Origin of the sequence: Pseudomonas sp. PSE1(2024), assembly GCF_050990555.1 — a bacterium.
Classification (GTDB): Bacteria; Pseudomonadota; Gammaproteobacteria; order Pseudomonadales; family Pseudomonadaceae; genus Aquipseudomonas; species Aquipseudomonas aphyarum.
This window is the reverse complement of the sequence record NZ_CP158967.1, coordinates 6,436,086-6,456,339: the sequence shown is the minus strand read 5'-3', so window position 1 is coordinate 6,456,339 and position 20,254 is coordinate 6,436,086. Positions and strand designations below refer to the sequence as shown.

General features: G+C 62.7%; 16 protein-coding genes. 12 read left to right on the top strand and 4 right to left on the bottom strand.

Translation table 11 applies throughout. From position 1 onward, the window contains the following. Position 1: 1 nt before the first annotated feature. Both gmd and ABTV87_RS29500 read right to left on the bottom strand, forming a co-directional pair. Positions 2-973 carry a GDP-mannose 4,6-dehydratase gene (gmd, locus tag ABTV87_RS29505; protein ID WP_007954189.1) on the bottom strand — a complete coding sequence of 324 codons (972 nt, stop codon included), beginning with the start codon at positions 971-973 and terminating at the stop codon, positions 2-4. Then, positions 970-1,884: a GDP-mannose 4,6-dehydratase gene (locus ABTV87_RS29500; RefSeq protein ID WP_433898781.1), complete on the bottom strand. Its 915-nt coding sequence runs from the start codon at positions 1,882-1,884 to the stop codon at positions 970-972. Before ABTV87_RS29500 ends, gmd begins: the two co-directional genes overlap by 4 nt. 426 nt (positions 1,885-2,310) lie before the next feature. On the opposite strand from ABTV87_RS29500, the gene ABTV87_RS29495 reads away from it, so the two are divergent. Genes ABTV87_RS29495 through ABTV87_RS29465 form a run of 7 tightly spaced genes read left to right on the top strand, consistent with a single transcriptional unit; the run spans position 2,311 to position 11,379 of the window. Then, positions 2,311-3,858, top strand: a complete 1,548-nt coding sequence (locus ABTV87_RS29495) for a glycosyltransferase family 4 protein (RefSeq protein ID WP_433898780.1) — start codon at positions 2,311-2,313, stop codon at positions 3,856-3,858. After that, a complete protein-coding gene (locus ABTV87_RS29490) occupies positions 3,852-5,156 on the top strand; it encodes a glycosyltransferase (protein ID WP_433898779.1) in 1,305 nt (434 codons plus the stop codon). Before ABTV87_RS29495 ends, ABTV87_RS29490 begins: the two co-directional genes overlap by 7 nt. Next, positions 5,153-6,049, top strand: coding sequence for a class I SAM-dependent methyltransferase (locus ABTV87_RS29485; RefSeq protein WP_085606287.1), 897 nt, complete (start codon positions 5,153-5,155; stop codon positions 6,047-6,049). Before ABTV87_RS29490 ends, ABTV87_RS29485 begins: the two co-directional genes overlap by 4 nt. Further along, complete coding sequence (locus ABTV87_RS29480) at positions 6,046-7,200, top strand: acyltransferase family protein (protein ID WP_085606285.1); 1,155 nt, start codon at positions 6,046-6,048, stop codon at positions 7,198-7,200. Before ABTV87_RS29485 ends, ABTV87_RS29480 begins: the two co-directional genes overlap by 4 nt. Beyond that, positions 7,194-8,012 (top strand): class I SAM-dependent methyltransferase, encoded by an 819-nt coding sequence (locus ABTV87_RS29475; RefSeq protein WP_007954201.1) that lies wholly within the window; start codon positions 7,194-7,196, stop codon positions 8,010-8,012. The genes ABTV87_RS29480 and ABTV87_RS29475 overlap by 7 nt, the downstream gene beginning before the upstream one ends. A 48-nt stretch (positions 8,013-8,060) precedes the next feature. Beyond that, a complete protein-coding gene (locus ABTV87_RS29470; protein ID WP_221535497.1) occupies positions 8,061-9,254 on the top strand; it encodes a DUF3142 domain-containing protein in 1,194 nt (397 codons plus the stop codon). Then, the gene (locus ABTV87_RS29465) at positions 9,241-11,379 is read left to right on the top strand and encodes a hypothetical protein (RefSeq protein WP_433898778.1); all 2,139 of its coding nucleotides are present in this window, start codon (positions 9,241-9,243) and stop codon (positions 11,377-11,379) included. Before ABTV87_RS29470 ends, ABTV87_RS29465 begins: the two co-directional genes overlap by 14 nt. Here ABTV87_RS29465 and ABTV87_RS29460 read toward each other — a convergent pair. Beyond that, positions 11,376-12,005 carry a LysE family translocator gene (locus tag ABTV87_RS29460; protein ID WP_433898777.1) on the bottom strand — a complete coding sequence of 210 codons (630 nt, stop codon included), beginning with the start codon at positions 12,003-12,005 and terminating at the stop codon, positions 11,376-11,378. The genes ABTV87_RS29465 and ABTV87_RS29460 overlap by 4 nt on opposite strands. 144 nt (positions 12,006-12,149) lie before the next feature. Between ABTV87_RS29460 and ABTV87_RS29455 the strand changes: the two genes are divergently transcribed. Next, a complete protein-coding gene (locus ABTV87_RS29455) occupies positions 12,150-12,623 on the top strand; it encodes an Lrp/AsnC family transcriptional regulator (protein ID WP_007954205.1) in 474 nt (157 codons plus the stop codon). A gap of 37 nt (positions 12,624-12,660) precedes the next feature. On the opposite strand, the gene lpdA is transcribed toward ABTV87_RS29455, so the two are convergent. Next, positions 12,661-14,061 (bottom strand): dihydrolipoyl dehydrogenase, encoded by a 1,401-nt coding sequence (gene lpdA, locus ABTV87_RS29450; protein WP_433898776.1) that lies wholly within the window; start codon positions 14,059-14,061, stop codon positions 12,661-12,663. Between the two features lie 210 nt (positions 14,062-14,271). Between lpdA and hflK (ABTV87_RS29445) the strand changes: the two genes are divergently transcribed. The 4 genes from hflK (ABTV87_RS29445) to ABTV87_RS29430 are packed head-to-tail and all read left to right on the top strand — an operon-like array spanning position 14,272 to position 20,220. Beyond that, complete coding sequence (hflK, locus tag ABTV87_RS29445) at positions 14,272-16,218, top strand: protease modulator HflK (RefSeq protein ID WP_258712657.1); 1,947 nt, start codon at positions 14,272-14,274, stop codon at positions 16,216-16,218. Continuing rightward, complete coding sequence (gene hflC, locus ABTV87_RS29440; protein ID WP_433898775.1) at positions 16,215-17,261, top strand: protease modulator HflC; 1,047 nt, start codon at positions 16,215-16,217, stop codon at positions 17,259-17,261. Before hflK (ABTV87_RS29445) ends, hflC begins: the two co-directional genes overlap by 4 nt. Beyond that, positions 17,258-18,316 (top strand): protease modulator HflK, encoded by a 1,059-nt coding sequence (hflK, locus tag ABTV87_RS29435; RefSeq protein WP_433898774.1) that lies wholly within the window; start codon positions 17,258-17,260, stop codon positions 18,314-18,316. Before hflC ends, hflK (ABTV87_RS29435) begins: the two co-directional genes overlap by 4 nt. After that, the gene (locus ABTV87_RS29430) at positions 18,313-20,220 is read left to right on the top strand and encodes a heavy metal translocating P-type ATPase (protein ID WP_433898773.1); all 1,908 of its coding nucleotides are present in this window, start codon (positions 18,313-18,315) and stop codon (positions 20,218-20,220) included. The genes hflK (ABTV87_RS29435) and ABTV87_RS29430 overlap by 4 nt, the downstream gene beginning before the upstream one ends. The last annotated feature ends 34 nt before the right edge of the window (positions 20,221-20,254 follow it).

Sequence of the window (20,254 nt, the reverse complement as noted above, 5' to 3'; positions counted from 1 at the left end):
CCTACTCCTTGGCGACGCGTTTCATGTCCGCATCCATCATCATGCGGATCAGGGTGTCGAGGTCGGTCTTGGGTTTCCAGCCGAGCACGCGCTGGGCCTTGGCCGGGTTGCCGAGCAGCACTTCGACTTCAGCCGGGCGGAAGAACGCCGGATCGATCTTCACGTAGTCGCGGTAGTTGAGACCGACATGATCGAAGGCGATGCGGCACATCTCGCGCACGGTGGTGGTGACGCCGGTGGCGACCACGAAATCGTCAGGCTTGTCCTGTTGCAGCATCAGCCACATGGCCTCGACGTAGTCACCAGCGAAACCCCAGTCGCGCTTGGCGTCGATGTTGCCCAGGGCCAGCTCCTGCTGTTTACCCTGCTTGATCCGGGCCGCCGCATCGGTGACCTTGCGGGTCACGAATTCGATGCCGCGCAGTGGCGATTCATGGTTGAACAGAATGCCGCTGCTGGCGTGCAGGTTGAAACTTTCGCGGTAGTTGACGGTGATCCAGTGGCCATAGAGCTTGGCCACGCCGTAAGGGCTGCGCGGGTAGAACGGGGTGTTCTCGTCCTGCTGCTCGGCCTGGATCAGGCCGAACATTTCGCTGGTGGAAGCCTGATAGAAACGCGTGTGCGGGCTGAACTGACGGATCGCTTCGAGCAGGTGAGTCACGCCCAGGCCATCGACGATGCCGGTGGTCACCGGTTGGTCCCAGGAAGCCGCGACGAAGCTTTGGGCCGCCAGGTTATACACCTCGTCCGGTGCCGACTTGATCACCGCGCGCTGCACCGAGCAGGCGTCGGCCATGTCGCCGTCCAGGTAAACGATGTCGGCTTCAACGCCCATCTCGCGCAGACGCCATCGCGAGTCGCTGCTGCGTCGTGCCACCAGGCCGTGAACCTTGTAACCCTTGTCGAGCAACAGTCTGGCCAGATAGGCGCCGTCCTGGCCGGTAATCCCTGTGATCAATGCACTTTTTGTCATTCTTGTCGTACTCGCGTCTCCCAGTCGGACAGGATCGCCCGCAGGGATTGTTGTGTAGTGATTTTCGGCGTCCATCCTGTGGTTCGGGCCAGCCGTTGATGGCTGCCACAAACGCGACGCTGATCTGCGCGGCGCATGCGCGCCGGGTCCTGAACCAGTTGCAGCTCGACCTCGGCCAGGTCGCCCATCTGTTCGATGAGGCTGCGGATGCTTTGCTCACGACCTGAGCAAATGTTGTAGACCTGTCCTGGCGTGCCTTTTTCCAGCAACGCGAAGTAGGCCGAAACCACGTCGCCGACATCTAGGAAATCGCGGGTGACATCGATGTCACCGACTTCCAGTTGCGGCGCTTGCAGGCCTTGTTTGATGCGGTTGATCTGTCGCGCGGCGCTGGCGATGACGAAGCCTTCTTTCTGCCCGGTGCCGATGTGGTTGAACGGGCGCGCCACCAGCACCGGCCAGCCTTCGCTCAACCCCCATTGCAGGCTGAGAAATTCGGCCGACAGTTTGCTCACTGCATAAGGATTGCGCGGGCAGGGTGGTTGTTGTTCGGTGATCGGCAGTGCGGGTTCTTCAACCTGGCCGTAGACGTCGCCCGAGCTGACATACAGGAACGTACCCTTGAAGCCCCGGGCCTTGAGTGCCTGCAACAGGTTCAAGGTGCCATGCAGATTGATATCGAAGGTGCGTGCCGGATCGCGAAAGGCTTCGGGAACGAAGGTCTGGCCAGCCAGGTGAATGACCGCATCGGGCAGCTGAGGCCACAGGTCGATGAGGCTGGCCGGTTTTGTCAGGTCGTAGGGTGAGGCGGCAGGCAGCAGCTCCCACGACGCGTCTTCCCCTTGCAGACGTGACTGGATGTGTTGTCCCACGAATCCACTGAGACCCGTGATGAACAGACTTTTTTTCAAACAGCGACCCCTTGGTCTTTAACTTTCACCACTTCCCACAGGCTTTAAGGGAATGTCTGTCAGACCGAGAGAAAAATCCGGCAGAACGACGGGTGAAGCCGTTGTTGTAGTTGTTTGGTTGCCAATCTGTGCCAATTGCGCAGCAATTTCAACCGGCCAAACCGTGACTGGTCAGTTCTCGTCAGAGTAGTCGGGTTTTTCTCGCCGGGCGGTTCCCGAATCCTCGGCGGATGTGTTTAGAATGCCCCTCGTCGCGATCCCCGGCGGCATTTCGCAAGGATCGTGCGACAGGGTCAAACCGAACATTAAAACAAGAACAGAGACGTGCCCGATGACGCAGGACGAACACCGCTGATACCGGTTCGATCCGACGCCCGGCCGTCATAGCGTGAAGTTGCCGGGATGGCGGTTTCACCGTGGGATGCCATGAATTTCATTCTCTACTCGGACGTCAACGACCGCTCCATCAGCCAGAGTCTCGGGCGTCCCGAATACAGCTACTACTTCGTGCTCAAGGCCTATCGCCCGGTGCTGGAAAGCCTGGGTCGGGTGCATGTGGTATCCAGCCGCGCCGAAGTCGATCCACTCTATCGAGCCCTGCTCGGTGCTGGTGAAAGCAGCGTTTTCCTGTCATTCACGCCGCCGCAAAATACGCCGACCGACCTTGAATGCCCGACGATCTGCGTGATCGCATGGGAGTTCGATTCGATCCCCGACGAGTCGTGGGACGATGATCCGCGCCACGACTGGACGCAGATGCTCGCACGACAGGGACGGGTCATCACGCTCTCGAGCCACACCGCCCGCGCGATTCACCGCGCCATGGGCGAGGACTTTCCGCTACTCGTGCTGCCGACGCCCTTGTGGGAAAACTTCGCCGCCATTCGTGATCAGCACGTCAGTGCGCCGATCAATCCAGGCGCGACCCTGGCGATCAAGGGCTGCATTTTCGACAGCCGAACGCTGGGACTGTCTGCCGACGATTTGCTGCCCAAACCGCTGACCGCCGAACAACTGGCTGAAATCGAGGCACTGCGCCCGCCACCGCTGACGGTCAAACGACGCCTGGTCATTGCCCGCCATTATCTGCGTCTGTGGTTGCTGGGCGCGGGTGAAGAACGGGTGAAATTCCTGCACCACTGGTACTGGGAAGGTGTGCAGGATCTGCTGTCGGACAGCGCACACGCCTGGCTTGAAAAACGTTTCCCAGCCATCGCCGCTCCGCATGCGGTGGCGGTGGTCGAGCCACCCCCGCTGGATCTGCCGGACACCTCTTCTGTGGTCGAGACCGCGGTGGAAGGCGTGATCTACGTCACCGTGTTCAACCCCAAAGACGGGCGCAAGAACTGGCACCACCTGATCACCGCGTTCTGCTGGGCCTTTCGCGAAACGCCTGACGCGACGCTGGTGCTGAAGATTACCCAGAACGATCTGGCGTCCTACTACAGCGAACTGATGACCCTGCTCGCGCAACTGACACCGTTCGCCTGCCGGGTGCTGGTGATGCACGGTTATCTGGACGATGCGCAATACGCGCGGCTCTACCAGGCTGCGAGTTTCTACGTAAACGCCTCACGCTGCGAAGGCCTGTGCCTGCCATTGATGGAGTTCATGTCCAGCGGCAAACCGGTGATCGCCCCGGACCACACGGCCATGGAAGATTACATCGACGACACGGTGGCTTTCGTCGTGCAATCCAGCGAAGAGCTGACGATCTGGCCCCAGGACACCCGCATCCTCTACCGCACCCTGCGCTATCGGCCGGACTGGGCTTCGCTCAAAAGCGCCTATGAGCACAGCTACCGGATGGCCAAGGCACAGCCGCAGGAATACGCGCGCATGTCTGCCGCCGCTGTCGAACGCATGCACGACTACTGCGCGTTCGCTCCGGTGCAGCGGCGCATGGCGGACTTTTTCGGCCTCGTGCCGCTGGCTGCCGATGCCGCCCCCGTGACGGACAACGCCTCATGCTGATCATCATTCATTCGGAAACCAACCAGCACACCATCGCGCAGAACCTGGGGCGTTCGGAGTACAGCTATTACTTCGTGCTCAAGGAGTACCGGCCGGTGCTCGAACGTCTTGGGCGTGTGGTGGAAGTCGTCGATCCGGCGCGCGAAGTCGATGCGTTGTATCTGGAATGCCTGTCCCGTGGCGAGCCCTGCGTGTTCCTGTCGTTCTCGCCGCCGCACCGCACGCCGATCCACCTGGCATGCCCGACGTTGCCGGTGTTCGCCTGGGAATTCAGCACCATCCCCAACGAACCCTTCGACAACGAGCCGCGCAATGACTGGCGCACAGTGCTCCGGGCCTGCGGCGCGGCGATCACCCATTCCACCTACACGGTCAACGCCGTGCGCGAAGCCATGGGCGCCGATTACCCGATTGTCGCGGTGCCCGCGCCGGTGTGGGATCGCTTCGCGGCCCGGGGCGTGCAGCTTCAGGGGCAGCCCTCGACAGGTCCGGTGCGCCTGACGATCAAGGGGCTGGTCGCTGACAGTCGTCAGCTCGATCTCGACGCGTTCGGTCCGAAACACCTGCGCCGTGGCGAGGGCATCGATTTCCAGGCACCGGTGCGCGAGCAGGAGCTGCTGCTGGACGGTGTCGTCTACACATCGGTGTTCAATCCCGGTGACGGGCGCAAGAACTGGGAAGACATGCTCAGCGCTTTCTGCGTGACATTCCGCGACGTCGAAGACGCGACGCTGGTGCTCAAGCTCACGCACCACGATGCCGAAGAAGCGCTCGGCGACATTCTTCATCACCTGTACAAAAACCAGTCCTACCGCTGCCGCATCGTGTTGATTTACGGCTACCTCGCGGACGCGGACTACGAGCGTCTAGTGCAGGCCACCCGTTACGTGGTGAACACTTCCTACGGTGAGGGTCAGTGCCTGCCGCTAATGGAATTCATGTCCTGCGGCAAACCGGCCGTGGCGCCGCGCACCACGGCGATGATCGATTACCTGAACACCGACAACGCGTTCCTGGTCGAGTCCACCGATGAACTCACCGCCTGGCCTCACGATCCGCGCAAGGCGTTCCGCACATTGCGCTACATGACCAACTGGGCGTCGGTCTGTGTGGCTTATCGCGACAGCTATGAGGTGGCGAAGAACGATCCCCAGCGTTATGCGCAGATGTCGGCGCAAGCCGTTGCCAGTCTCCAGGCGTTCTGCAGTCAGGCGGTGGCCGAGCAGCGTTTGCGTGATTTCCTCGCTCAAGTGCAGGAATCTCGCGCTGTCGCTGCAACGGAAGCCACGGGCACATGATCCGCGCATTGCTGAGGCGTTTGCGTCCGGTGGCGCGATCGTTGCCGGTCTCTTTGCCGGTTGCTGCGCCTGAACCGCTGGCTGCCGGCGTGTCGCCGCGGGACGTCGGCCTGCACGACGCCATGCTCGACGGCTGGTTTCACGGCGACAGTGGCGAGTTGCTCAAGGGCTTTGCCATTGACGCGGACGACACCCTGCTCGACGTGGGGTGCGGTGAGGGCGTGGCGACATTGTTCGCCGTGCGCCAAGGGGCCTCGGTGATCTTCACCGACAGCGAACACGACAAGGTGCGCGATCTTGCCCGGCAAGTCGAAGCGCAGAGCCGCAAGGCCAGCCTCGGTCTGGTCAGCAACAGTCTGCCACTGCCGCTGAGCGACGGCTGTGCGAGCAAGGTCGTGTGCATGGAAGTGCTGGAGCACATCGATCAGCCCGAGCCGTTCATGGCCGAGCTGGTGCGCATGGGCCGTCCCGGTGCGCTGTACCTGCTCAGTGTGCCGGCGCCGGTGGGCGAGCATTTGCAGCAGGGCATTGCCCCGGCGGGTTATTACCAGTCACCCAACCATGTGCAGATCTTCACCCCGGAACGCTTCGCGGCACTGGTGGAGGATGCCGGCCTGGTGATCGAGCATCGCCAGGCCACGGGGTTTTTCTGGGTCATGGGCATGATCTTTTTCTGGGCCAGCGAACGGGCTGCCGGACGTGACCTCGGCGGGGCCGTGCGCGACCGGATCCAGGCGCCGTATCCACCATTGATGGAGAGTTGGGCCAGAACCTGGCAGGACTTGCTGGCGCAGCCCGATGGCTTGGCGATCAAACAGATGCTCGACCGTTTCATGCCCAAGAGTCAGGTGATCATCGCCCGCAAACCGCTCGATGCAGGACGTGTGTCATGAGCGGCAAGCGGATCATGGACATCGAAGTCCTGCGCGCTGTCGCGGTACTCGGCGTGCTGTTTCATCACTTGCAGGGCAGCCTGTTCACCGACCCGGTGCCGCTGCTTGAAAGGGTTCATGCCTGGGCGCAGCCGTGGTGGGGCGTCGACCTGTTTTTTGCGATCTCCGGGTTTGTCATCGCCCGCAGCCTGATCCCGGCGCTGCGCGGCTGCAGCAATCGCCAGGAGTACTGGGAGCAGACGCGCAATTTCTGGCTGCGCCGGGCGTTTCGTCTTCTGCCGTCGGCCTGGCTGTGGCTGGCGCTGATGCTGCTGGCGTGCGTGTTTCTGAATCGATCAGGCGCGTTCGGCACGTGGTCCGCCAACGTCCAGGCCACCCTGGCCGGGGTGCTGCAGTACGCCAATTTCCGCTTTGCCGATGCGTTCTTTCATTACGAATACGGCAGTAGCTTCGTCTACTGGAGCCTGGCGCTGGAGGAGCAGTTCTACCTGTTGTTCCCGCTATTGATCATGCTGTGCCGCAAGCATCTGGTGTGGGCATTGCTGGCGCTGGTGGCGGTGCAATTGTTCACCGTGCGCACGCCGCTGCTGATGGTGATTCGTACCGATGCGCTGGCGCTGGGCGTGCTGTTGGCGATGTGGAGCGTGCAGCCCGGTTATCGCCGCTGGGAGCCGGTATTTCTGCGGCGGCCATGGGCCGGAGTGTTCGCGCTGGTCAGCCTCGGAGCGCTGCTGAGTTTCATGGCCACCGACCGTTTCACTTTTGCCGGTTACCGCATCGGGTCTATCGCCGTGCTCAGCGCCGTACTGGTGTGGATTGCTTCGTACGACCGCAATTACCTGCTGCCGGCCGGGGGCCTGCAACGACTGATGGCATGGATCGGCAGCCGCTCCTACGGCATTTACCTGATCCACATCCCGGCCTATCAACTGGTGCGGGAACTGACCTTCCGTTTGCAGGGCGCCGGTCTGCCGAGCCCGGCCGGGCATCCGATCGTGACGCTGCTGATAGCCGGTGGCCTGATCGTGCTGCTCAGCGAACTCAATTACCGCTTGATCGAAATGCCCATGCGCAATCGAGGCGCCACGCTGGTGAAACGCCTCGCCACCTCGCGAACCGTCGTCTCGTCCTCTGGAGCCACCTCATGCTGAGCCTTCTGAAAAAACTCACGGCGGCTCCGGCCCCCGCACAAGCTGTCGCACCGGTCGCCGACAAGGTGGACCCTTACATGCTCGGCCTGCACGACGCGATGCTCAGCGGCTGGTTCAACCAGGAAACCGGTGAGCTGTTCAAAGGCTTCCCGGTGACCGCTGATGACACCTTGCTCGACGTTGGCTGCGGCGACGGTGGCAACGTGCATTTCTGCGGCATGCGCGGGGCGAAGATCATCATTGCCGACATCGACGGCGCCAAGGTCGAAGCGACTCGCCAGCGCTTGAGCGATACGCCGGCGCGTGGCGTCGAATGCCATGTGACCGACTGCAATCCGCTGCCGATCGCCGATGGCACCGCCACTCGCGTGGTGTCCACTGAAGTCATCGAGCACGTCGACGATCCGGCGCAGTTCCTTGCCGAACTGGTGCGTGTCGGCCAGTCGGGCGCGCTGTATTTGCTAAGTGTGCCGCACCCCAGCTCCGAAGACCTGCAAAAGGACATCGCCGCGCCGGAGTATTTCCAGAAGCCCAACCACATTCGCATCATCAGCGAAGAGCAGTTCAAGGCGATGGTCAGCGAGGCGGGACTCGAGATCATCAGCCATAGCCAGTACGGCTTTTACTGGTCGATGTGGATGATGTTGTTCTGGGAAGCCAAGGTCGAATTCAGCAACCCGGATCATCCGCTGCTCAACCATTGGGCCGATACCTGGCAAGCGGTGCTCGACTCGCCGCGCGGCGCGCAGATCAAGCAGGCGCTGGATGCGGTGGTGGCGAAAAGTCAGGTCATCATTGCCCGCAAGCCCTGAGCGCTTTTGTGTAACCTTGCAGCCTGATGTCTCAGGGATCTGCAAGGTATGCGCTTTATCATCGGGTGGTCAGCCCTGGTGGCTGTGTTGTTGCTGTGTGCTTGTGAACGACAGGACGCAGTGCCGCTCGATCAGCAGCTATATGTCTGGCAACGGCAATGGACGCCAGCCCATGTACAGGCCCTGAACGACAGTCGCAACGACTTTTCGACGTTGCGGGTCTTGGCTTTGCAGGCTTTCCCGAATGCCGGATGGAGTCGGGCACGCGTCGATTCTGCGTTGTTGAAACGCGATGCCCGGCCGCTGATCGCGGTAATTCGCCTCGACGGCCAGCTCAAGGCGCTCGACCCGCAAGCGGTCACGGCGCAAATCCTTCAAGTGCTCGATGACTGGCAAGGGCAGGGACTCACCCTGGCCGGGGTCGAGATCGACCATGACGCCGGCAGTGCCCGACTGTCGGGCTATACCGAATTCCTCGCTCATTTGCGCGGCGCATTGCCGGCCAATCTGCCCCTGAGCATCACCGCGCTGCCTGCCTGGCTCGACAGCCCGCAATTGCCGGCGCTGCTGGCGACCGTCGATAGCAGTGTATTGCAGGTGCACGCCGTCAGTGATCCGCGTCGCGGTCTGTTCGATCCCGAGCAGGCGCAGCGCTGGGCCAAGGCCTGGGGGCGGGTGACCGATAAACCGTTTTATCTGGCGCTGCCGGCCTATGGCGTGGCGTTGTTGGCGGATGCCGATGGCGCTCCGGTGGTGGAAAGCGAAGTGCCACTCGAACGGGGTGGCCAGCGACGCGAATTGCTCGCCGATCCACAACAACTGGGCCGGTTGGCCAATGAGTTACGCGAGGATCGCCCGGCGCACCTGGCCGGTCTGATCTGGTTTCGGCTGCCGTTGGCCAACGACCGCAGAGCCTGGAGCCTGAGCACACTGCGTGCGGTCGCCCGAGGCGATGTATTGAGCAGCCAGCTTGGCCTGACGTTTACCGAACAGAACGGCCTGCAAGACATCGCCCTGCGTAACGTCGGCAACCTCGACAGCGCCTGGCCTGCCCGCATCACCCTCAAAGCCCGGGGCTGCGAAGGCGCCGATGCGCTCGCCGGTTATGCGTTGCAACAGACGGCGGATCTGCTTACCTTCACCCGCCTGCGCGACGGCCGATTGCCGGCAGGCGGGCAGCGTGCGATTGGTTGGGCACGCTGCGCAAATATTGATCAAGGAGGTTCGCATGTTGACCCGTAACTGGCCCCGCCATCTGCTTTGCCTGAGCCTCAGCCTGCCGCTGGGCTCGGCGCTGGCCTGCGGCCCGGATTTCCCGATGCGTCTGCTCGACGATCGCGGGCAATCGCTGGCGGAAATGCCGGAGGGCAACTTCAGGTTCGAGATCAGTCGCCTCGGCAAAACCATTGCCGGGCTGAAGAACGTCACCGCCGCCACCCACAATCCGGATGACATCTACGCCGAGGCGCCAGAACCCGCCGAGGTGCGTGACAAGGCCGAGCAGATCGGCCTGACGCCTGAACAGCAAGCGCTGGTCAAACAACTGCGCAGCCTGACCGACGCGCATCAGGTCGACGCGCAGGGCGCGAGCCTGCCGGCGGAACTGCGTCTGTATGTGGCGGGTGCCGTAGCGTTCGGTGCCGGTGACCATCAACTGGCTGTCGAGTATTTCCGTCAGTTGCTGGCGCTGCCGGCCGATCAACGTGCGTTGCGCAGCACCTGGGCCGCTTATTCGCTGGGCCGGGCGTTCTTTGCCATGAGCAGCCAAGCGGGCGATGCACTCGAAGCCTTGGAAAACGCCATCGAAGCCTTCCACCAGACGCGGCAACTGAGCATCGACGGTTTCAGCGATCCGTTGGAACTGGGCGTGGCCAGCCTTGGCGAAGAAGCGCGCGCGCTGCGCACGGCGGGTAGTTGGGACAAGGCCATCGAACTCTACGCCACGCAAAACCTGCATGGCTCGAACGTCGGCTACACCTCGCTGAAGCTGTTGATGAACGATCTGGCCGAAGAGCCCGAGGATCGACTGGAGAAGTTGCTGCGTGGCAAAGCCGTGCAGCAACTGGTGACCGCCTCGTTGATCAGCCGGATCGGCTGGTCGTTCGGCGATGAGCCGCCGAACGAGAAGAAGCTGGTCAAGGCGCTGCAAGCGAGTACGCGCGGCAGCCTCGATAACGCTGATCGTCTGGCGGCGATGAATTACCAACAGGGCGATTACGCCAGCGCCAAGGCGTTCCTCGAACACGCTGGCGACAGCGGTCTGGCGTGGTGGCTGCGGGCGAAACTGGCGGTGCGCGATGGCGACAGGAACGCGGCGGCTGCGGCTTATGCGAAAGCCGCGCAAGCGTTCCCGCAGGACGAGTCCTGGGGCGAGCGGCGCACCGCCGACTGGAATCTCGAAAGCGTGCAGCCCAAATGCCGGGTCGAGGGTGAAAGCGCGATTCTGGCCCTGCAACGTGGCGAGTATCTGCAGGCGTTCGATCAGTTGTATCGCAGCCAAAGCATTTACTGGTTCGACGCTGCGACCGTGGCCGAGCGAGTGCTGACGGTCGAGGAACTGAAAAACTATGTTGATAACAACGTCCCGGCACCGCCCGCGCTGAGCCAGCAGGATCGTGACAATTACGTGCCGCTGCCGGTAGCCGCCAGCCTGCGCAATCTGCTGGGTCGGCGCTTGTTGCGTGAGGGGCACTACGAAGAAGCGGTTGGCTATTTCGACAGCGCGGATCTGCAGAACAAGGCGCGGCTCTATGGTGAGCAACGCCTCAAAGCCGATTCGGCATGGTGGCCGACCAAACGTGCCAGCGCACTGTTCAATGCTGCGTGGACTGCCCGTGAGTGGGGCATGGACATCCTGGGCTACGAAATGGCCCCGGATTACGCGACCTTCGGCGGCAACTACAGCCTGGAAACCACCGAACTGAAAGTTGGGCCTTTGGTGAGCGAGGCTGAAGTGCAGCGCCAGAAGGCCAGTGAAGCGCAGCCGGACGAGCGTTATCACTACCGTTTTGTCGCCACGGCGCTGGCCAGTCGTGCGGCGGATAATCTGCCGCACACCAGTCAGGCGTTCGCTGCGGTGTTGTGCTCGGCAGCCGGTTTCAATAGCAGCCTGCAAGAGCAAAGCGCGCTGTACCAGCGATATGTGAAAGAAGGTCCGTACATGGGCTGGGGCGGCTATTTCGGCCAGCAATGCCCTTATCCGGATTTCGCCAACGCAGACAAACGCTACGTCACCCAGGTTGTCGATGCTGTACGCGGAGTGTTGCGGCCCTACAAGCGTGCAGTGCAGATCGGCACCATTGTCGGGTTGACCGTCATTGCGCTCGTAATCATTACCCGCCGCCAGCGCAAGGCCCGCAAAACCTAAGCCTGCTGGACGAACGTCAGGCGCACGGCAAAGCCGATCAACAGGCTGCCGAACAGCCACTGTTGCACCCGTTGGGCCGTCGGGCTGTGTTTCAGCCAGCGGCCCAGCGCGGCGCCGGTCAGGGCGTAGGCGCTGTCGAACAGCAGGCCTGCGCCCACCAGCATCGCGCCGAGCAGCGCAAACTGCGTCAGCACCGGTGCGCCATCCGTCACGATGAACTGCGGCAGCAACACCGAACAGAACAGCAGGGCTTTCGGGTTGAGCAGATTGGTCAGCAGGCCGCGACGGATGGCTGCGTACCACTGCGCATGACTGTCCGTCACGGTGCCGGCGTCCAGATCCGGCAGCAGCGTGGTGCGCAGGCATTGAATGCCGATCCACAGCAAGTACGCCGCCCCGGCGATGCGCACGCCATCGAACGTCCACGGCGCCGCCTTGAACAGCGCCGCCAACCCCAAAGCGGCTAATGCGACATGACAACCCCGGGCAATCGCAAGACCCACCGCCGTGGCCAGCGCTGCGCCGCGACCCTGGCGGGCGCCGGTTTGCAACAGCAGGATCATGTCCGGACCGGGCAGCAGATAGACCACCGCCAAAGCCAGGAAAAACAGCCAGAGACTCGCCATGTCGCACCCCTTTCGTTGTCGATTCGGTCGCCTCAGTCTAGGGCCGAAGGGCAGGGCAGGTGGTTGCGTAGTCAGCTTCTAAAGGCCGCTGAATTGGCATAATCTGCGCTCTTTTGCCGCGTAAACCATCAGGATCTGCCAACCATGAAACTGGATGCCTTCGACCGCAAGATTCTCGCCGCGCTGCAACGGGACGGGCGCCTGAGCAATGTGCAGCTGGCTGACGAAATCGGTCTGTCGGCGTCGCCGTGTCTGCGCCGGGTGCGGATGCTCGAAGAGGCCGGGGTGATTCGCGGATACCAGGCCAATCTGGATCGCGATGAAGTAGGGTTGGGGCTGACGGTGTTTGTCGGGGTCAAGGTCGAGCGCCACAACGACGAACAGGCCGAGGCATTCCACCGGGCGGTGACGGCATTGCCGGAGGTGATTTCAGCGTTTCTGGTGTCAGGGGAATCGGACTTTCTGCTGCAAGTGGTGGTGCCGGATCTGCGCGCCTACGACCGCTTTCTCACCGGTTGCCTGTTGAAGCTGCCGGGAGTAAGCGATATCCGCAGCAATTTTGCGATCCACACGGTGAAAACGCCCGGCGCGTTGCCGCTGGGGCATCTGCCGTCCTGATACTTCCCGCATTGCGCGGGAAGTATTCGCACAGTGCTTACATCTGCGTCGCCATCCCCTCGACATTCATCGCCGCCTGACGCAACGCTTCGGAGCGGGTTGGATGCGGGTGGCAGGTCAGCGCGATGTCTTCGGCAGAGGCGCTGAACTCCATGGCCACGCAAAACTCGCCGATCATTTCACTGACGCTCGGGCCGACCAGGTGCACGCCGAGGACTTCGTCGGTGCGCTCATCGGCGATGACTTTGGCAAAGCCTTCGGTCTCGTGATTGATCTTCGCCCGGCTGTTGGCGGTGAACGGGAATTTGCCGACCTTGTACGCCCGGCCTTCGGCCTTCAACTGCTCTTCAGTCTTGCCGACGCTGGCCAGCTCCGGGCGGGTGTAGATCACGTTGGGAATCAGGTCGTAATTGACCTCGCCGGCCTTGCCGACGATCTGCTCGATACAGGCCATGGCTTCGTCTTCGGCCTTGTGCGCGAGCATCGGCCCGGATGTTACGTCACCGATCACCCACACGCCGGGCGCTTCGGTGCGATGCTGTTTGTTGGCAAGCATGCCGCGTTTGTCGGTGCTCAGGCCGACGCTTTCCAGGCCCAGGCCCTGGGTGTACGGACGACGTCCGATCGCCACCAGCACGTAATCGGCTTCAAGGATTTCCGCGCTGCCGCCAGCGGCAGGTTCGACGCTGAGCTGTACGCCAGTGTCGGAGGAGGTGGCGCTGGTCACTTTCGAGCTCAGCTTGAAGCTGATGCCTTGTTTGCTCAGTGAGCGCTGCAAAGTCTTGCCGGCTTCGCCGTCGACACCGGGGCAGATGCGGTCGAGGTACTCCACCACGGTTACTTGCGCGCCGAGCCGGCGCCAGACCGAACCGAGCTCGAGGCCAATTACGCCTGCGCCGATCACCACCAGATGCTTGGGCACTTCGCTCAAGGACAGCGCACCGGTCGAGTCGAGGATGCGCTTATTGTCGATCTCCACGCCGGGCAGGGGAGTGGGCTCGGAGCCGGTGGCGATGACGATGTCCTTCGCGGTTAGCTCGATCCTGCTGCCCTGATCGCCGGTCACGCTGACTTTTCCGGGGCCGTCGATGTGGCCCCAGCCCTTGATCCAGTCGACCTTGTTTTTGCGAAACAGGAATTCGATGCCTTTGGTCAGCCCGCTCACGCTTTCGTCTTTTTGCTTCATCATTTGCGCAAGGTTGAGCGTGGGTTTGACCTCGATGCCGAGGTTGGCGAACTCCGCGCCCAGCGCCGCTTCGTAAAGCTCGGACGCATGCAAAAGCGCCTTGGACGGCATGCAGCCGACGTTCAGGCAGGTGCCACCCAGCGTGGCGCGGCCCTCGACGCACGCGGCCTTGAGGCCCAGCTGGCCGGCGCGGATCGCTGCGTTATAACCGCCGGGGCCACCGCCCAGAATCACCACGTCATAGTTGCTCATGCTCTTACTCCTGGCTGAAGGATGCGGATCGGTAAAAGTAGTTCGCACTGAAAATTACGAACGTAATATGTGCGTTTCCGGACATTTCGGTCAAGGCTTCAGGCAAGCGACAGGTTGCACATCTTTGAATGGCGCAAATGAGTACAAATATTTCACGACTTTCGTTATATCGTAACGATATGTGCAGTGAGCCGAGGGTTTTGGGGGGATATGCAAGTCGATCTGGATGAAGGCACGCCGGTGAACGGATTGCCGCGCTTTCAGCAAGCGGCGACGCAGGGCCGGCGTTTGCGTCGCCTGGCGATCGGTCTGGGCGCGTTGGCCGGGGCAGGGTGGGTACTGGCGTTTTTTGTCGGGCTGTTTGCGCCGCAATCGCTGTGGCCCGCGTTGCTGGTCAATCAGAGCGCGGCGTTGCTGGTGCTGGTGGCCGGTCTGCAATCGGCGTGGTGGGTGACGCAATGGCGGGCGCGGGTGATCAATCCCGTCGTGCCGGTTACGGCTGCTGAGGAAACTGCGCCGGAAGGCTGGTACGAACGGCTGCTGGATCGGATGAGTCAGCGCAGTTTGCACCTGCTCGGGCAGATCGGCGCGGCCACATTGTGGCTGGGCGGGTGGTCGGTGCTGGTGTTGTTAAGCATCGAGCAAATGTGGAATCTGACGCTGCCGGCGGCGGGAGTGGGGTTGTCCGCCACGGTCGGCGCGGCCATCGCGTTGCTGCTGGCGTTCGCTCTGCTGGTGCTCGAGCGACAGCTGGCGCAGGAAAACCCGGCGCAATGGCCCGAGGCCGGAGCGCTGGCGCAGCTGACGCGGGTGGCAATCATCAGTCTGGTGCTGGGTGCGTTGTGCCTGTTGTTCGCCAGTGACAGTGCAATCTGGCCGGTGCGGCTGGCAGTGTTGATCGGCATTCTGCCGGGGCTGGTTGCCCTGGAATTGCTGTTGCGTGCATTGCTGTCGCTGTTCAGCCCGCGCCGCGAACAACTCGAACCGGCGTTGCTGGCGCGTAGTTTCGTTGCCGATCTGCTGCGCTGGCCGCCACAACCTCTGCTCGCGTTGCAGCACGAATTGCACAACCGCTTCGGCATCGATCTGCGCCAGATCTGGGCCTTCAGTTACATGCGCCGCGCGTTCTTGCCGGTGTTGGTGCTGGTGGCAACGGTAGGCTGGTTGCTCACCGGCCTTCACGAAATACCGATGCAAAGCCGTGGCATTTACGAGCGCTTCGGCAAACCGGTGCAGGTGTTCGGGCCGGGTTTACACGCCGGTTTGCCTTGGCCGCTGGGGCGTGTACTGAACGTTGAAAATGGTGTGGTGCATGAACTGGCAACCAGCGTCGGGGAAAATCCGGCACCCGTGCAATTGGATCCGGCAGAAGGCCCGGCGCCATTCACCGCCAACCGTTTGTGGGATGCCAGCCACGTCAATGACAAGTCCCAGGTTATCGCCAGTAGCCGTGGCGATCAGCAGAGCTTTCAGATCGTCAACATGGACGTGCGCTTCGTCTACCGCATCGGCCTGAGCGATCAAGCCGCGCTGGCCGCCACTTACAACAGCGCCGATGTGCCGACGCTGATCCGCAGCACCGCCAGCCGGATTCTGGTGCATGACTTTGCCTCGCGCACCCTCGACGGATTGCTCGGCGAGGACAGGACCGGGCTCGCCGAAGAAATCGGCCGCGCCGTGCAAAGCGATCTGCAGAAACTCGACAGCGGCGTGGAAATTCTCGCCACGGTGGTCGAAGCGATTCACCCGCCGGCAGGGGCGGCCAATGCCTATCACAGCGTGCAAGCGGCGCAGATCGGTGCTCAGGCGTTGATCTCCCGCGAGCGCGGCGCCGCTGCCGAAGCGAGTAACCAGGCGCAGTTGCAGGCCAGCCTCGCTCGGGATCAGGCCAGTGCCAATGCCCATGAAATCAACGCCACGGCCCGGGCGGCGGACCTGAAATTCAGCGCCGAACAAAAGGCTTACGCCAGCGCCGGCCAGGCCTTCGTGCTGGAGCAATACCTCAGCCAGCTCAGCCAGGGTTTGAGCAAAGCCAAACTGTTGGTACTCGACCATCGCCTGGGCGGCAGCAGTAATGCACCGACCATCGACCTGCGTACGTTCACGCTGCCGGCAGATCCGGCGCGCACCACCGCTCAGCCAGGAGCCACCCATTGAGCCAGTCGCACACTCACGATCACCATGACCACAGCGGCCACGATCATGCTCATGGCGGCGGTCATCACCATCACGGGCATCATCACCATCACCACGGTGCGCCGGAAGAGGCGGGGCCTTTTCCGTGGAAACGCATGGGCTGGGCAGCGTTGCTGGTGGCGTTCGCCATCGCGGCAGCGAGCCTGGTGCAGGTGCGCTCCGGTGAAGCCACGGTCATCACCCGTTTCGGCAACCCGGCCCGCGTGTTGCTGGAGCCGGGTCTGAGCTGGCGCTGGCCGGCGCCGTTCGAAGCGGCGATTCCCGTGGACCTGCGTTTGCGCACGACCTCCAGCGGCTTGCAGGATGTCGGCACCCGCGACGGTTTGCGCATCATCGTCCAGGCGTACGTGGCCTGGCAGGTGCAGGGCGATCCCGACAACGTGCAGCGCTTCATGCGCGCCGTGCAGAATCAGCCGGACGAAGCGGCGCGGCAGATTCGGACGTTTGTCGGCTCGGCACTGGAAACCACGGCCAGCAGTTTCGATCTGGCCAATCTGGTGAATACCGATGCCAGTCAGGTTCGCATCGCCGATTTCGAAGCGCAGTTGCGCCAGCAAATCGATCAGCAGCTGCTCGCTACCTACGGCGTGCGGGTGGTGCAGGTGGGCATCGAACGGCTGACCTTGCCATCGGTGACCCTGACCGCAACGGTTGACCGGATGCGTGCCGAGCGTGAAACCATCGCCACCGAACGCACCGCCATCGGCAAGCGTGAAGCGGCACAAATCCGCTCCGCCGCCGAACGCGATGCGCGCATCGTGCAAGCCGATGCCACGGTGAAAGCCGCCGATATAGAAGCCCAATCGCGGGTGGAAGCGGCGCAGATTTACGGGCGCGCTTACGCAGGCTCACCGCAGCTGTACAACTTGCTACGCTCGCTGGACACCCTCGGCACCATCGTTTCGCCGGATACCAAACTGATCCTGCGCACCGACGCCGCGCCATTCCGGGTGTTGGTCGACGGACCGCCGAATCTCGACAGCAAAAGCGGATCGCAGCCATGAATGAAGTTCCACGTGGAACACATTCGCTGAACAGTCCGTGGATTCAGGCGGGACGTCTGGCGTTTTTCGCGCTGTATGCGGTAACCGTGCTTGCGGCATTAGCCTGGGCGTTTTCCAATGTCCGGCAGATCGATCCGCAAAACCGGGCGGTGGTTTTGCACTTTGGAGCACTGGATCGCATTCAGAATGCCGGGTTGTTATTGGCCTGGCCGCAGCCGTTCGAACAGGTGGTTTTGTTGCCGGCGGCGGATCGGGTGATTGAACGCCGGGTGGAAAATCTGCTGCGCGGTGATCAGGCCATGCAAGCGGATCGTGTCGCCACCTTCGCCACGCCGCTGAGTGACGCGTTGGCCGGCTCCGGTTATCTGCTCACCGGTGATGCCGGAGTGGTGCAACTGGATGTGCGGGTGTTCTACAAGGTCACCGATCCTTATGACTTTGTACTGCAAGGCGAGCATGTGTTGCCTGCGCTGGATCGAGTGGTGACGCGAAGCGCCGTCGCACTGACGGCGGCGCGAGATCTGGACACGATTCTGGTGGCTCGGCCGGAACTGATCGGCGCTGATAATCAGGCCGCCGAACGTCGCGAACGGCTACGTGGCGATCTGGTGCAAGGCATCAACCGACGTCTCGCCGAGTTGAAGGCGAGCGGGCAGGGCATCGGCATCGAAGTGGCGCGGGTCGATGTGCAATCGAGTCTGCCGGAGCCTGCGGTGAGTGCTTTCAACGCCGTACTCACCGCCAGCCAGCAAGCTGACAAAGCGGTCGCCAATGCCCGCACCGAGGCCGAGAAGCTCACCCAGTCAGCCAACGAACAGGCCGACCGCACTCTGCAAGTCGCCCACGCCCAGGCCGGTGAGCGCCTGGCCAAAGCCTCCGCCGACACGGCGACGGTGTTGAGCCTGTCCAAGGCGCAACAGCAGGGTACGGACCCGCAAATGCTGTTGCGTCTGTACCGCGAGCGCATGCCGAAAATTCTCGGTCAGGCCGGTTCGGTCACCACGGTCGATCCGAAAGACGATTCACGCCTGATCATTCAGGGAGCCAGCAAATGACTGCCACTACCACCGCACCGAGCCTGTTGTCCTCGGCCGAACAGCGCCGCGCCGCGCGCCAGTTGACCTTGGCGATGCTTGCCCTCGGCTTGCTCGGTCTGGGGCTGATCTGGCGCTGGCTGATGCCGGAGCAAACCGGCGTCAGTCAGTTGCTGCTCGGATTTGCCTCTTTATTAGTCGCGGTGCCAGTGATGCGTTCGGCGTGGTTCAGCCTGCGTTATCCGAGCCTGCATGGCATCACCGATCAGTTGATCGCCCTGGCAATGATCGGGGCCTGGGCCACGGGCGATCTGCTCACGGCGGCGCTTTTGCCGATCATCATGATCTTCGGCCACGTGCTGGAAGAGCGCAGCGTGATCGGCTCCCAGGAAGCGATTCATGCCCTCGGCCAACTGACGCGCAGCCATGCGCGCAAGGTGCAGGCGGACGGCTCGATCATCGAAGTCGACAACGGCACGCTCAAGGCCGGCGACAAAGTCGAAGTGCGCGCCGGCGACCGGGTGCCGGCGGACGGTCGGGTTTTATCCGGCCAGGCCAGCCTCGATACGGCGTCGATCACCGGTGAGTCGGTGCCGGTCGAGGCGGGCGTCGGCATGGCGGTGTTCGGCGGCGCGATCAACCTCGACGGGTTGCTGCGAATTGAAGTGACCCGTACCGGGGATGAATCGACCCTCGGCAAAGTCATCGCGCTGATGCAGAACGCCGAACGCTCCAAACCGCCGATCACTCGTTTGCTCGAACGTTATGCCGGCAGTTACATGGTGCTGGTGTTGTTGCTCGCGGCCGTCACCTGGTTCATCACCAACGATGCGCAGGCGATGCTCGCGGTGCTGGTGGCGGCATGCCCTTGCGCATTGGTGCTGTCGGCGCCGGCCACGGCGATTGCCGGGGTAGCGGTGGCGGCGCGGCACGGGATTCTGATCCGCAGTTCGGCGTTCCTTGAGGAATTGGCCGATCTCACTTCGCTGGTGGTCGACAAGACCGGCACCCTGACTTACGGCACGCTGCGCTTGCAGTCGATCAACAGCCCGCGAGCGGATCACGGGTCGGTGATGGCGCTGGCTGCAAGCCTGGGTGCGGCGAGCAGCCATCCGGTGAGCCGCGCGCTGGCCGGACTGGTCAGCGCGGAGGAGGTGCTGGTGCTGACCGATATTCACGAGCGACAGGGGTTGGGCGTAGTGGCCAAGACCGCGCAAGGCGAGGCCGCGCTCGGGCGTCCGGAGCTGTTTGCGCAGTTGGGCATCTCGACCACGGCGATCCCCGAACACGACGGCCCGATTGCCGGGCTGGCGTTGAACGGCGAATTCCTCGCCTGGCTGTTGCTGGCCGACACCGTCAAACCGGAAGCGCGATTTGCACTGAGTGAACTGCGTGACCTCGGGCTGGGGCGGCAACTGCTGTTGACCGGCGACCGGCAAAGCGTCGCGCAGACACTGGCCAAGGATGTCGGCCTGCACGAAGTCGAGGCCCAGGCGTTGCCCGAAGACAAGCTCAATCGAGTGCTCAAGGAAATCGACAACGGCTTCCGGCCGATGGTGGTCGGCGACGGGATCAACGATTCGCTGGCGCTCAAGGCGGGCGTCGTCGGGGTGGCGATGGGAGCGGGCGGCGCGGATATCGCGCTGGCGTCCGCCGATATCGTGCTGATCGGCAGTGACCTGCGTCGACTCGGCACCTGCGTGCGCCTCAGCCGTCAGTGCCGACGGACCTTGCAAGTGAACGTGATCATCGGTCTGGGCTGGACGCTGGCCATCGTAGTGTTCGCGGCCTTCGGCTGGCTCGGTGCAGCGGGCGCGATGATCGCTGCATTGCTGCACAACCTGAGCACGTTGCTGGTGCTGGGCAATGCCGGTCGCCTGCTGCGTTTTCAGGAACCGCTGCTGAAGCTGAAAGCGTCGGACTGATCATTTTTCGAACTGTGCGCCGCTCTCGCAGTCA